Origin of the sequence: Staphylococcus pettenkoferi, assembly GCF_002902685.1 — a bacterium.
Lineage (GTDB): Bacteria > Bacillota > Bacilli > Staphylococcales > Staphylococcaceae > Staphylococcus > Staphylococcus pettenkoferi.
This window is the reverse complement of record NZ_PPRN01000052.1, coordinates 20,271-33,292: the sequence shown is the minus strand read 5'-3', so window position 1 is coordinate 33,292 and position 13,022 is coordinate 20,271. Positions and strand designations below refer to the sequence as shown.

Here is a 13,022-nt window from a genome sequence, read left to right as displayed (position 1 = left end):
GCCTTAAATCCTCTTGATTAAATATACATTATAAATGTTGATAAAATTTCTTTATTAAACAACATCGCTATTGAAATGGTATAATAAAGTGTATTGCTTAAGTAAGCGTTTACTTAATGTGCATTGAAGGAGGTTAATCCATCATGAATTATCAGATCATCAACGAACAAGCACTTATGATTTACTTAGAAGAACGAATTAGTGAAGATATATTTAAGCAAATGCAACAAGTTGTTCAATACATACATAATCTGAACGTAGAAGGTATTACAGAAATCGTACCTTCTTACCGTGCTATTCTAATCAATATAGATATTGAGAAGATGACACCTCAATCATTAGTAGAAGAGCTTAAACTAGATGAGTTAGACACTAGTGACTTTGCTGGTCAAGACATCGAGACGAAGACGGTCTACATTCCAGTACTTTACGGAGGAGAAGCCGGACCAGATATCGATGAGGTAGCATCTACTAATAATCTCGATACAGAAGAAGTCATCGATATTCATAGTAGTCAACCTTATCTCATCTATATGCTTGGGTTTATGCCAGGCTTCCCATTCCTTGGTGGTTTAGATGAGCGTCTTCATACACCACGCCGTTCTGAACCGAGAACACGTTTACCAGAAGGTTCAGTAGGAATAGCTAATCAACAAACAGGACTTTACCCAAGTGAATCCCCAGGTGGCTGGCAAATTATTGGTCGTACACCAATCAAAGTCTTTGATTTAACTCGCGAACCGATGTGTCTCTATCAGCCAGGTGATTACATTAAGTTCTATGCTATATCTGAAGAACAATATGATCAAATCATTGACGAACAAGAATCTGATTCTTTCGATATGAGAAAGTGGGTGTCTAAAGACAATGAGTATTCTAATTAATAATCCAGGTCTCTTTACGACGGTTCAAGATCAAGGACGCTATGGATTTCAAGATCAAGGATTTTCAACAGCTGGAGCTTTAGACCTTATAAGTTATCAGCTCGGACAGAAACTGATTGGTAACGATGGACCAGCGATTGAATTCACTGTTATCGGTCCGACGATTCGTTTTACCACACCAAATACCTTTGTGGTAACAGGTGGCGAGTTCGGCAGCGAGCTGAATGGCGAGCCGATTGAGATGCAATCTGTTTATAAAGCTGAGAAGGGTGACGAACTTAAACTTGGTGCTGCCAAGCAAGGAGCTAGAGGATATATCTTCTTCGGTTGTCCATTAGATATTCCAGTAGTAGCTAACAGTCAATCTACACATACACGGAGTCATATTGGCGGTTTCGAAGGGCGTACTTTAAAAGCGCAAGATCGCATCCAAACGATTCCAAATGATGAAGCAAAATATCGCGTGGGACTCAGTACAGATGTACAACTCGTGAATACAGATGAAACAACCATTCACATCGTTAAAGGTCCGCAATTCGACCGATTCTCATCGGAAGTAGTGAACGCGATAACTTCAGGTGAGTATCAAATTTCTGAACAATCAGACCGTATGGGCTACCGTCTAAGAGGTAATGAAATTCCACCAGAAGAATCTGCGGATATTATTTCAGAGCCTGTAGCTTTAGGTAGTGTGCAAGTGCCAAATGATGGGAACCCTATCATACTGTTGAACGACAAACAAACTGTGGGGGGATACACTAAGATTGCCACAGTAACACAAGCGGATTTATCTATTCTAGCTCAGAAACAACCTGGCGAAACAATTCGTTTCGAATGGGTAACGGTGGAAGAAGCCATCGACAGTTTACAACAGCTTGATGAGGCACTACAAGAAGCTTTACAGGAAATAGAACGTACACCTGTTTATCAAATACAACAGTTACGCTCTACTTCAAAACGTCTAAATGCATTATTGAAAGGGGAAGCATAATGAATTTTGAAAATATCGAGCAATTAATCAAATTAGTTAAGGAAAATGAATTAAAGAAATTTAAATATAAAGATTATGAACATGAAATTGAACTTGACTTCACTGAAGAGAATGCGCCAGTAGCGAGCATGCCAGCAAGTATGCCTCAAGGTACTGCTGATTCTACTCAATCTCAATCATCACATGAAGACCAAAGTGCTAGCGCTGATTCAGAGGGTAAAGAAGTTAAAGCACAAATGGTAGGTACTTTCTATTTACAAGAAGAGAAGGAGCTCACTGATCCAATCATCAAAGTTGGCGACCAAGTAAAATCTGGTGATGTAATTGGCTATATTGAAGCGATGAAAGTGATGAACGAAGTAACAAGCGATGTTGACGGTGAAGTGACTGATATTCTCGTCGAACATGGTTCAAATGTTGAATATGATCAACCAATAATAAGAGTGAAATAATCAACGCAAAGGGGGGCATTGCATTGTATCGTTGTTTAATTGCAAACAGAGGAGAAATCGCAGTTCGTATCATTCGCGCATGTCGTGAACTCGGTATCGAAACTGTAGCTATCTACGCTAAGGGAGATGAATCAAGTCTGCATGTTAGCTTAGCCGATCAAGCAGTATGTGTCGGTGAAGCCAATGCACTCGATAGTTACTTAAACCAAGATCGTATTATCTCAGCCGCAGAAATGACTGGAGCTAATGCGATTCATCCAGGATATGGTTTCTTATCAGAAAGTCCGTCATTTGCCCATAAAGTTGAAGAGAATGATATTTACTTTATCGGTCCAACGAAAGAAACGATGCAAATGATGGGTGATAAGATTACCGCACGCCAAACTGTAGATCAAGCGGGTGTACCTATCATTCCAGGTTCAACTGATGCAGTCGAATCAGTTGATGAAGTAAAGGAAATTGCTAAAGAAATTGGTTATCCACTTGTGTTGAAAGCAGCGAGTGGTGGTGGCGGTAAAGGTATCCGTATCGTCAAAGAGCCTGAGATGTTAGATAAATCTTTTAAAGAAGCTAAAAGTGAAGGTAAAAAATACTTCGATGATGATCGTATTTATATAGAGGCCTTTATACCCGTAGCGAAACACGTGGAGGTACAAATCCTCGGTGATGGTAAAGATAATTACATCCACCTTGGGGAACGTGACTGTTCAGTCCAACGTAAAAACCAAAAATTAATTGAAGAATCACCATGTTCTTCATTGACTGATGAGAAGCGTCAACGTATCTGTGACGATGCTGTTAAGGTTGCGAAAGCATCTCACTATCGCAGTGCGGGTACGATTGAATTCCTTGTCACAGATGATGCTTATTACTTCATCGAAATGAACGCACGTATTCAAGTAGAACATACCGTAACGGAAATGCGTGCTGGAAGAGACTTGTTAGCAGCGCAACTCTACTTGATGCAACATAATCATCTACCATATACGCAAGATGATATTATCTTTGACGGACACGTGATTGAAGCACGTATCAACGCGGAAGATCCTGAAAAACACTTCCAGCCGACTCCCGGTAAAGTACAAGCTTTACACTTACCACAAGGATTTAACGTACGTGTGGACTCACTACTTTATCAAGGTTACATGGTTTCACCATACTACGATTCACTCGTAGCTAAAGTAATCGTCAAAGCGCCAACACGTGCACTCGCAATCAATAAATTGAAATGTACGTTAGACGAAATGGTCATTGATGGTTTCTCAACAACTGCGGATTTCTTATACGCTGTACTCTCTTATCCTGCCTATGCAGACGGAGATGCAAGCGATGTAGATATTAAATTCTTAGAACGTCATAAGATTATCAAGGGGGCTTAAGAATGAAGATAGATTTAAACTGCGACTTAGGAGAAGCATTTGGTAATTATAGCTTTGGTGGAGACATTGATATCATTCCATTAATTACTTCTGCTAACGTGGCATGCGGTTTCCATGCTGGGGACTGGAACGTTATGCACGAAACAGTGAAGTTAGCGAAAGAATCTAATATCGGTATTGGGGCACATCCAGGTCTACCTGATTTACAAGGCTTCGGTCGTCGCAATATGGATATTTCTCCTGACGAAATCTACAACATTGTGACTTATCAACTCGGTGCACTCAATAGCTTTTGTCAGATTCACGACACGCGTATCAATCATGTAAAACCACATGGCGCACTTTATCAAATGGGGGCGCGTAACAAAGACATTGCACATGCGATTGCACAAGCAGTATATGATTTCGATCCAGAACTGATTTATGTTGGCTTATCGAACACACTATTGATTTCTGAAGCTGAAAAAGTTGGTTTAACAGCTGCTTCAGAAGTCTTTGCTGACCGTCGATACGAAGAAGATGGACAGCTTGTAAGTCGTAAAGAGCCTGATGCTGTACTCACAGATAAAGATGAAGCAATCAATCAAGTCTTGAAGATGGTTAAAGACCAACAAGTCGTAACTAAGACAGGCAAAGTGATTGATTTGAAAGCGGACACAATCTGTGTACACGGCGATGGCGCAAATGCATTAGAGTTTGTACGTAACATTCGTGAGACATTAAATAAAGAAGGTGTTTCCATTACACAACTAGGGGGTTAACACATGGGGAAGAAGAAACTTCAAACAAATGATTTTCGATTCACAAAGGGTCAAAAGAGGCTATTATTAGGTTCAGTCTTCTTGATGGCAACATCAGCTATTGGCCCGGCATTCTTGACGCAAACTGCCGTATTTACTGGTCAATTTGCAGCAAGCTTTGCCTTTGCCATTTTGCTATCCATACTTATCGACATTGCAGCACAAGTGAACATATGGCGTATTCTTGTTGTTACAGGTAAACGTGGCCAAGAAATTGCCAATGATGTCGTAGGTGGTTTAGGGACTTTCATTTCAATATTGATCGCTATAGGGGGACTTGCTTTCAATATTGGTAACATAGCCGGAGCTGGACTAGGGTTAAATGCCATCTTTGGACTTGATGTGAAATGGGGCGCTGCAATTACAGCAGTTCTATCTATCGCCATCTTTATTTCAAAGAATGGTCAGAAAGTGATGGACGTCGTATCAATGGTGCTCGGTGCACTGATGATTATCGTAGTTGCAGTCGTTATGTTTAAAGCCAATCCACCATATGCAGATGCGGCAGCACATATGGTGTGGCCAGAACATCCTGTAGCATTCGTATTACCAATCATTACGCTCGTAGGGGGTACAGTAGGGGGTTATATTACCTTTGCCGGTGCACACCGTATCCTGGATTCAGGAATTAAAGGTAAAGATTACTTACCATTCGTTAACCGAGCAGCGATTTCAGGTATCTTAACTACAGGTGTACTTCGTGCTTTACTCTTCTTAGCAGTACTAGGAGTAGTCGTAACAGGCTTTACTTTAAGTCAAGACAACCCACCAGCTTCTGTTTTTGAAAAAGTCTTAGGACCAATCGGTAGAAATATCTTTGGTATCGTATTATTCGCAGCAGCGATGTCATCTGTGATTGGTTCAGCATATACAAGTGCAACATTCTTAAAGACGATGCACAAGAAGTTATTTGAACGTAACAACTTAATCGTTATTACATTTATCGTTGTTTCAACTTTAATCTTCTTATTCATCGGTAAACCAGTTAAATTATTAATCATTGCTGGTGCTTTAAACGGCTTAGTACTTCCAATTACATTAGGTACAATTCTTGTCGCAAGTAAACGTAAGTCTATCGTTGGTGATTATCGCCATCCAAAATGGATGATGATACTCGGTATCATTGCCGTGATTATCACGATAGTCACAGGTATTATGTCATTTAAAGAACTTGGTGCACTTTGGACAAGCTAACGTGATATACAATAGATCTTGATATTGCTAAACACTAAGAATCTTGAGCTCACTTTTGGGCTCAAGATTTTTTTAATTTTAACTTAACTTTCTTGGTGACTTATAAAAACGGTCCCGCACCTGTATTAGATACGGAACCGCATAATACATATCTTCATTTTATAAAGTGGTAAGAATAGTTTGTACAAAAGGGATAAAGTTTGCTTTCAGGTGCTGAGTGACAAATTCAAATTGCGTTATTCAGGTTGAGTGTAATAATCAACATTACGTTCTTTGTAAACTTTTTTCACTAATTGAAGTGCATTTAGAACACGTGGGAAACCAACGTATGGAAGTAAATGCATAATTGTTTCTGAAATTTCTTGTGGTGTTAAGCCTACCGTTAAAGCAACGTTGATGTGTAACTCTAATTGAGGCTCAGTTCCTAATGTGACAAGTGCTGAAATGGTACTGATTGCGCGTTGTTTGTAATCAAGCCCTTCACGTGAATAAATATCTCCAAACGCGAATTCTTTGACTAAATCTCCTAAACCAGGTGCAATATCTCCTAACTCTTCTTCAATGTTAGCGTGAGTTGGAATGTTCTCGTTATCGCTAGCAGTTAAATCATCCATAATTTGTTGACCGATTTCGCTACGACTTTGTTCCATCGTTTAGACCTCCTATATTGAAACTCTAACTCTATTGTAATACAAGGTCTTATATTCTAAAAATTCATAATTATAATACTAAGTATTGCTAAATTTCATAGATTGAATATATTCTTTCGTATACTCGATGAAAGTTTTTAAAGGTGTAGACAATGGTTTGTGACTTTTAACAACAAAGTTAATATCCATCGTCATTCCAGTATCTTCAATAGGTATAGTAGTTAACTTTTGAAAGTTCAGTAACGAACTAAGTGAATAAGGCATAACGGCGATTCCGAACCCTTCATTGACCATTGATAGTATAAAGTCCCATTGTGCACTTTCTAGTTGTATTGAAGGTTTGAAATGGTACTTGTAGCATTCGTAAACCAATTTTTTACGTAATTCGTAATCGGATGTTAGAGCGATAAATGATTCATTTTTAAGATCATTCAATGTAACAGAAGATTCTCGAGTTAAAGGGTGATCTTGATTCACATACACGACGAGCGGATCATTGATGAGTGGAATAACATCAAGGTTCGCTTCACTTTCAAGCTCCATGGAAACGACGATATCCACTGTCCCATCGAGCAGTGCGTTTTTAACTTTATAAGCGCCAGCCTCATAAATTTGAAGTTCAATTTTTGGATACAAGTCGGTAAAAGTTTTAATAATTTCAGGAAAATACAACGTACCTGAAATAGGTGGAAGGCCGATATTGATATGACCTTGTTTCAGATTCTCAATATCAAAGAGTTGATTTGTAATGTTATCTAAAGAGTGTAACACTTGAATTCCTTGTTGATAGACGATCTTGCCAGACTCGGTTAAGTCAATTTGCTTACTCGAACGATCTAATAATACCGTATCTAATTCATCTTCTAAGCTTTTGACCACTTTACTCAGTGTTGACTGAGATAAGTAAAGCGTCTCTGCTGCTCTTGAAAATCCTTTATTCTCTACTACGGCAATAAAATATTTAAGCTGTCGAATATCCATACGCTACCTCCTCAATAGAACTATGATTTTTTGTCATAAGTATAATTCTAATTATATATTTTACGCATAAGAGAATGCAAAGTTAAAATAGTAACTATTAGGAGGCGTTTACAATGAAAAAAATAGGTTTTGTAGGTCTAGGAAATATGGGAGCTGGCATGGCGATGAATTTACAAAAATCTGGCTTCCAAGTCCTTGCATATGACCTTGATAAAGATAAGATTAAGGAATTAGAAAAAGAAGGTATTCAAGGTTGCGACTCTATTCAAGAAGTCACAGATCAAGTAAATGATGCAGTCATCACAATGGTACGTAATCAAGCACAAACAGAAGATGTCATCTTCGGGGACAAGGGTATCACTTCTTCTGACAATCACGAAGTAACTGTAGTGGTTATGAGTACACTCAATCCAACGATTATGGAAGATCTTGAAAAGAAAGTTTCAGAATATGAGTTAAATCTACTTGATGCGCCTGTAAGTGGTAGTTTATCTGGTGCTGAGAAAGGTAGTTTAGCTATTTTCTCATCTGGCGCTCAAGAGACTAAACAACAACTTAAACCTTACTTTGAAGCGATGGGTTCCCATATCTTTGATTTAGGAGATAAAATAGGCGCAGGACAAGCAGCGAAGTTAGCGAACAACCTATTGCTAGGTATCAATATGGTAGGTATTTCTGAAGCTGTGAAATTCGGTAATAGCTATGGCCTTAACGAAGAAGATGTGCTCGATATAGTGGAAGTAAGTACAGGTAACAGTTGGGCAGCGAATAACTGGGGTGAAATTAAAGAGTATAAAAATAATGGTACATTAGACGCGATTTATAAAGATTTAACTTCTGTGATCGCAGAATCTACTAAAAATAAAACATTTGTGCCAGTTAGTGGTCTCGTCCTCAACGTCCTTCACAATTCAATGGATAGTGAAGATAATCAAAATAAATAACTATTCTATAGAGAAAGCCTCAATCGTAGCGGTGTTATACCCGAACGATTGAGGCTATTTTTAAGTTCTATTATTTTGCTGTATCAGGGTTAATACCTTTCGGAATAAAGAAGCTAACGATTAACGCAGCTAAAGCGATTAAACTGAGAATGCTAAAGGCTACGAAATAATGTGTGAGCTTTTCCAAATAGATTGAAAGTACTGGTGCGATTGCGGTACCAAGGAACAAGATAAAGGTATTTACTGATAGGAAGAAACCGCGGTTCGTCGCAGCAAGCATACCCACTTTAGAGATGACAGATGGAATACAGAATGCAACACCTGCGACAAATACGATACTAAAGAAAGTAATGATAACAATATTGGAAGTAATACCTAAACCGATGAGTGAAATAATTTGGGCTATAAGCGCAATTTTAATCACCCAAATGACACTCAACTTGTCACTAATACGTCCCGCAAATAACGATAAGATCATGCCGATAATACCTAACAACTTAACAACAAAAGTCGTCGTTAAATCGCCATGTACAAAGTGAGATTTAATATAGTCATTAAGAATGGTATACATACTAATAAAATTAGTGAGTAAAGTTAATGAAATAAAGAAACATCCAATGACTGATTTATATAAGAATATATCTTTAAAGTGACTCATGAAACGTGAAAGTTTAATATCTGGATTACGATATGGACTTTCCGGAACAAGTTTCGAAACGACGAAAGTTAAGATGATATAAAGTACACTGAGTACTATATAAGTGACACGCCATCCGTAAGCATTGGATAGGATTTCACTTAAGTTCTGACCGATAATACCAGATAGCATAAAGCTGGTACTAATGAAACTAATCGCCGTCACACGTTTAACAGGGGGATACATCTCAGTCGTATACGCTAAGGAAACAGGTGAGAACGTTGCTGCGAATATACCTTGGAATACTCTAAGTACGAGTAATAGGCTAAAGGAATTTACAAACCCAATACCGAGTGAAACTACAACGAGTCCTACTAGTCCAATAAGGATAATTTTAATACGACCAAATTTATCTGAAATGACACCATAAAGTAAACAACTAATTGAATAGGCCAGTGAGAAGACCACGCCATTTAAAGTTGCTGTAGCTTTTGAAATGCCGAAATCTTTCGCAATATGGGGTAGCATGGGAATAGCTGCATATAAGCTACACATCACAATAATACCAGTAATAAAAAACACTGTAGTAATTCGATTATATTTAAGCTCTTGTTCCATAACATTCACCTTTCTATTTTATTTGCCTGTGATATTATCACACGAAGATAAACGTATTCAAAGTGTAAAATTTAATTTTTCACAAATTGATAACAAACTATTTATTCTTAACATTAATACGAATACAAATTTTCTTAAAGTTTGCACGTTTTATTCTTTTAAAAAGATTAAATTGATTACGTGCAATAATAAATGTATAAGTATTTATTATGAATCGAAGTTAGTTAACAAGGGTATAGAACAACAACAAAGAGGTATGAAAAATGCAATATTCACCAAAACAAGGAACAAGAAGTCATGGACTTCCACATGATCCATTTAAAAGTAGCACGGTACCGAGACCTATAGGCTGGTTATCTACGACATCTAAAGATGGCAAAGATAATTTAGCTCCTTACAGTCAATACCAGAATTTAACATGGGATCCTCCTATGGTTATGTTCGCAGCTAACCAATCTGTCTTGGGTGACCATGAACGTAAAGATACTGTGAAGAACATCGAAGAAACAGGTTGGTTCGTTTGGAACATGGCAACATATGATTTAAGAGAAGCAGTCAATCTTTCAGCGAAAGCACTCGATTATGACGTAGACGAATTCGATTACGCTGGTGTGACGAAAGAAGAATGTATTGAAGCACCAGGTTATCGTGTTAAAGAAAGTCCTATTCATTTCGAGTGTGAATATGTACAAACAATACGTATTCCAACAGGCGATCCAGTTTCAACCGTCGATATCGTCATTGGCCGCGTCGCGCACGTGCATATTGATGACCGATTTATCACTGATGAAGGTAAGATCGATATCCCATCTATTCGTCCGATTGCACGTTTAGGTTATTATGACTACACAGTAGTAGATCAAATATTCGAAATGAAAGCACCTGCTGCTTCTAAAGAAGAGTTAGCCGGCTTAGAAGGACGTAACTTCGATAATAAATCCGATGAGGATGAATAATACGACTTTAAACAATATAAAGTCGGTGAGATAAATAGAGAAATTGTTTTAAACACCTGCGCGGACTTAGAATAATTATATTCATCTGTGCAGGTGTTTTTACGTTGAAGAAATGACCTCGCATGATCGAGGAAAGTTCGAAGTTATGGTAAAATAACTAAAGCATTAAATATATCAACGAGGTGACAAATCATGATAGGTATTATTGGCGCTATGGAAGAAGAAGTAGCGATACTTAAAGATCAATTAACTCAATTGGATGAAATACATATTGCTCATGTCAAGTTCTATCGTGGGCAACTCAATGATCATGAAGTAGTGTTAACGCAAAGTGGCATTGGTAAAGTTAACGTAGCCATTTCTACCACACTATTAATCCACGAATTTAAGCCCGATGTCATCGTTAATACGGGATCAGCGGGTGCACTTGACGGTGAATTAAATGTAGGAGACGTGGTCGTAAGCGAAAGCGTGGCTTATCATGATGCAGATGCACAAGCTTTTGGATATGAGCTCGGGCAAATTCCTCAAATGCCAGCACAATACGCAGCTGATGCAGAACTGTTAGAGCTTACGACTGATGCGATTGAAGCGCAATCATTAACTGCTCAAAAAGGGCTTATCGTAAGTGGAGATAGCTTTATAGGTACGAATACACAGAGAGAAACGATACGTGTTGCATTCCCAGATGCTCTCGCAGTTGAGATGGAAGCGACAGCGATTGCACAAACTTGTTACCAATTTAACGTACCGTTTATTATTACGCGTGCCATTTCAGATTTAGCCAATGGAGAAGCTGAATTATCCTTTGAAGCATTTCTGAAAAAAGCTGCACAATCATCAAGTCAAGTTGTAGAGAATTTAGTTAATAAAATAGGGCAAAAAGGTGACTAACTATGGGTTTGATTAAAAAATACTTTATGCCAAATGCATATGTGCAATCTATCCATCAAATTGATTTAGCACAGTTATCCCAAAGTGGCGTTAAAGGAATTATTACAGATTTAGATAATACATTAGTAGGCTGGGATGAAGCAGAGCCTACACCAGAAGTTAGACAATGGTTCCAACAATTACAATCCTTAGGTATTACTGTAACGATTGTCTCAAATAACAATGAACAAAGAGTAGGAAGCTTTTCTGAATCGCTAGATGTCGATTATATTTTCAAAGCCAAGAAACCAATGGGTAAAGCATTTAAGAAAGCAATTCAACGCATGGAGCTTCAGCCAAGTGAGACTGTCGTTATTGGAGACCAAATGATGACAGATGTCTTCGGTGGAAATAATCGAGGTCTTTATACGATTATGGTTGTGCCCGTTAAACAAACAGATGGCTGGATAACGAAATTAAATCGTATGATTGAACGTCGTTTATTAAATCACTTTAGACGTAAAGGTTATATCAAATGGGAGGAATCGTGATTGAGTGAAACAGAAGTACTAAGATGTATAGGTTGTGGTGCGCCGCTCCAATCTGAAGATCCTAAGGCACCAGGCTATGTACCTGAACATAATTTATTCCGAGATGATGTCGTATGTAAGAGATGTTTCCGTCTCAAACATTACAACGAAGTGCAAGATGTCGGTATGGACAGCGAAGACTTCCTTAACTTGCTAAATACGCTTGCTGATAAAAAAGGTATCGTCGTTAATGTAGTAGATGTCTTTGACTTTGAAGGTTCGTTTATTAACGCAGTGAAACGTATCGTCGGTAATAAGAAGATTATTCTTGCAGCGAATAAAGTTGACCTTTTACCTAAACAAATTAATAAAAACAGAGTAAAAGACTGGTTACGTCGTACAGCGCGTAAGTATGGCTTAGACGCAGAGGCAGTCGTACTACTCTCTGCCCAGCACAATAAAGGTATTCAAGATTTAATTGACGCTATCAATAAAGTTCGACGCAATGAAGATGTCTATATTGTAGGTACGACGAATGTAGGTAAGTCTACATTAATTAATCGCTTAATTGAACAAAGTGTGGGAGAGAAAGACGTCGTCACAACTTCCCGCTTCCCAGGTACGACTTTGGATATGATTGATATTCCTTTAGATGAAACATCATGTATGTACGATACACCAGGTATTATCCAAGACCATCAAATGACACACTATGTGACACCTGAAGAGTTGAAGACGATTATTCCTAAGAATGAAATCAAACAACGTGTTTATCAGTTAAACGAAGGACAAACGTTATTCTTCGGAGGGCTCGCTCGGATCGATTATGTTAGCGGCGGCCGCCGTTCACTCGTCTGCTACTTCTCAAACGAACTCAACATTCATCGTACGAAGACAGAGAAAGCAGATGACTTGTGGCACAACCACTTAGGCGAAATGCTTACACCACCGACTTCTGCGTCTCATTTCGATTTATCACAAGTGAAGCGTGTACGTTTAGAAACAGGTAAAGAGAAGCGTGATGTGATGATTTCAGGATTAGGATTTATCACTATTGAAGCAGGCGCTAAAGTCGTGGTTCACGTTCCTAAAGACGTTGATGTTGTATTACGTAAATCTATAATGTAAGGGGG

At 38.3% G+C, this 13,022-nt stretch carries 13 protein-coding genes and 2 pseudogenes; 12 read left to right on the top strand and 3 right to left on the bottom strand.

The genetic code is table 11. The annotated features are described in order from the left end of the window. The first annotated feature begins 143 nt into the window (after positions 1-143). From pxpB to CD126_RS09495, 7 genes and pseudogenes are all read left to right on the top strand, one after another. On the top strand, positions 144-884 hold the full coding sequence (pxpB, locus tag CD126_RS09520; RefSeq protein WP_049405580.1) for a 5-oxoprolinase subunit PxpB: 741 nt from the start codon (positions 144-146) through the stop codon (positions 882-884). Then, positions 868-1,875 carry a 5-oxoprolinase subunit C family protein gene (locus tag CD126_RS09515; RefSeq protein ID WP_103370389.1) on the top strand — a complete coding sequence of 336 codons (1,008 nt, stop codon included), beginning with the start codon at positions 868-870 and terminating at the stop codon, positions 1,873-1,875. The genes pxpB and CD126_RS09515 overlap by 17 nt, the downstream gene beginning before the upstream one ends. Then, positions 1,875-1,989 (top strand): annotated as a pseudogene (locus CD126_RS12500) (acetyl-CoA carboxylase biotin carboxyl carrier protein subunit); the annotation flags it as partial. The gene CD126_RS09515 and the pseudogene CD126_RS12500, both read left to right, overlap by 1 nt. Positions 1,990-2,102: 113 nt before the next feature. After that, positions 2,103-2,327, top strand: a pseudogene (locus CD126_RS12495) (acetyl-CoA carboxylase biotin carboxyl carrier protein); the annotation flags it as partial. Positions 2,328-2,350: 23 nt separating this feature from the next. Further along, the gene (locus CD126_RS09505) at positions 2,351-3,706 is read left to right on the top strand and encodes an acetyl-CoA carboxylase biotin carboxylase subunit (protein ID WP_103370388.1); all 1,356 of its coding nucleotides are present in this window, start codon (positions 2,351-2,353) and stop codon (positions 3,704-3,706) included. A 2-nt stretch (positions 3,707-3,708) separates the two neighbouring features. Next, a complete protein-coding gene (gene pxpA / locus CD126_RS09500) occupies positions 3,709-4,467 on the top strand; it encodes a 5-oxoprolinase subunit PxpA (protein WP_049405588.1) in 759 nt (252 codons plus the stop codon). Between the two features lie 3 nt (positions 4,468-4,470). Then, positions 4,471-5,700 carry an NRAMP family divalent metal transporter gene (locus CD126_RS09495; protein ID WP_103370387.1) on the top strand — a complete coding sequence of 410 codons (1,230 nt, stop codon included), beginning with the start codon at positions 4,471-4,473 and terminating at the stop codon, positions 5,698-5,700. A gap of 236 nt (positions 5,701-5,936) precedes the next feature. Here the strand turns inward: CD126_RS09495 and CD126_RS09490 are convergent, their stop codons facing one another. Continuing rightward, entirely contained in the window at positions 5,937-6,350 is a 414-nt protein-coding gene (locus tag CD126_RS09490) for a carboxymuconolactone decarboxylase family protein (protein ID WP_049405592.1), read from the bottom strand. A gap of 78 nt (positions 6,351-6,428) precedes the next feature. Next, a complete protein-coding gene (locus tag CD126_RS09485; RefSeq protein ID WP_049405595.1) occupies positions 6,429-7,331 on the bottom strand; it encodes a LysR family transcriptional regulator in 903 nt (300 codons plus the stop codon). Positions 7,332-7,444: 113 nt separating this feature from the next. Between CD126_RS09485 and CD126_RS09480 the strand changes: the two genes are divergently transcribed. Further along, complete coding sequence (locus CD126_RS09480; RefSeq protein ID WP_049405597.1) at positions 7,445-8,275, top strand: NAD(P)-dependent oxidoreductase; 831 nt, start codon at positions 7,445-7,447, stop codon at positions 8,273-8,275. Between the two features lie 70 nt (positions 8,276-8,345). Here the strand turns inward: CD126_RS09480 and CD126_RS09475 are convergent, their stop codons facing one another. After that, positions 8,346-9,530, bottom strand: coding sequence for an MFS transporter (locus CD126_RS09475; RefSeq protein ID WP_049405599.1), 1,185 nt, complete (start codon positions 9,528-9,530; stop codon positions 8,346-8,348). A gap of 263 nt (positions 9,531-9,793) precedes the next feature. Here CD126_RS09475 and CD126_RS09470 point away from each other — a divergent pair, with 263 nt between their 5' ends. The 4 genes from CD126_RS09470 to yqeH all read left to right on the top strand — a co-directional run bounded on the left by CD126_RS09470 (position 9,794) and on the right by yqeH (position 13,017). Next, positions 9,794-10,486 carry a flavin reductase family protein gene (locus CD126_RS09470; protein WP_049410271.1) on the top strand — a complete coding sequence of 231 codons (693 nt, stop codon included), beginning with the start codon at positions 9,794-9,796 and terminating at the stop codon, positions 10,484-10,486. Between the two features lie 192 nt (positions 10,487-10,678). Continuing rightward, complete coding sequence (locus tag CD126_RS09465; protein ID WP_049405603.1) at positions 10,679-11,380, top strand: 5'-methylthioadenosine/adenosylhomocysteine nucleosidase; 702 nt, start codon at positions 10,679-10,681, stop codon at positions 11,378-11,380. 2 nt (positions 11,381-11,382) lie between these two features. Then, positions 11,383-11,910 (top strand): YqeG family HAD IIIA-type phosphatase, encoded by a 528-nt coding sequence (locus tag CD126_RS09460; protein WP_049405605.1) that lies wholly within the window; start codon positions 11,383-11,385, stop codon positions 11,908-11,910. Continuing rightward, complete coding sequence (gene yqeH / locus CD126_RS09455; RefSeq protein WP_049405607.1) at positions 11,911-13,017, top strand: ribosome biogenesis GTPase YqeH; 1,107 nt, start codon at positions 11,911-11,913, stop codon at positions 13,015-13,017. Positions 13,018-13,022: the final 5 nt, after the last annotated feature.

Excerpts from the sequence above, each read along its gene's own strand:
- pxpB (WP_049405580.1), top strand. The coding sequence starts at position 144 with ATGAATTATCAGATCATCAACGAACAAGCACTTATGATTTACTTAGAA.
- CD126_RS09515 (WP_103370389.1), top strand. The coding sequence starts at position 868 with ATGAGTATTCTAATTAATAATCCAGGTCTCTTTACGACGGTTCAAGAT.
- pxpA (WP_049405588.1), top strand. The coding sequence starts at position 3,709 with ATGAAGATAGATTTAAACTGCGACTTAGGAGAAGCATTTGGTAATTAT.
- CD126_RS09495 (WP_103370387.1), top strand. The coding sequence starts at position 4,471 with ATGGGGAAGAAGAAACTTCAAACAAATGATTTTCGATTCACAAAGGGT.
- CD126_RS09490 (WP_049405592.1), bottom strand. The coding sequence starts at position 6,350 with ATGGAACAAAGTCGTAGCGAAATCGGTCAACAAATTATGGATGATTTA.
- CD126_RS09485 (WP_049405595.1), bottom strand. The coding sequence starts at position 7,331 with ATGGATATTCGACAGCTTAAATATTTTATTGCCGTAGTAGAGAATAAA.
- CD126_RS09480 (WP_049405597.1), top strand. The coding sequence starts at position 7,445 with ATGAAAAAAATAGGTTTTGTAGGTCTAGGAAATATGGGAGCTGGCATG.
- CD126_RS09475 (WP_049405599.1), bottom strand. The coding sequence starts at position 9,530 with ATGGAACAAGAGCTTAAATATAATCGAATTACTACAGTGTTTTTTATT.
- CD126_RS09470 (WP_049410271.1), top strand. The coding sequence starts at position 9,794 with ATGCAATATTCACCAAAACAAGGAACAAGAAGTCATGGACTTCCACAT.
- CD126_RS09465 (WP_049405603.1), top strand. The coding sequence starts at position 10,679 with ATGATAGGTATTATTGGCGCTATGGAAGAAGAAGTAGCGATACTTAAA.
- CD126_RS09460 (WP_049405605.1), top strand. The coding sequence starts at position 11,383 with ATGGGTTTGATTAAAAAATACTTTATGCCAAATGCATATGTGCAATCT.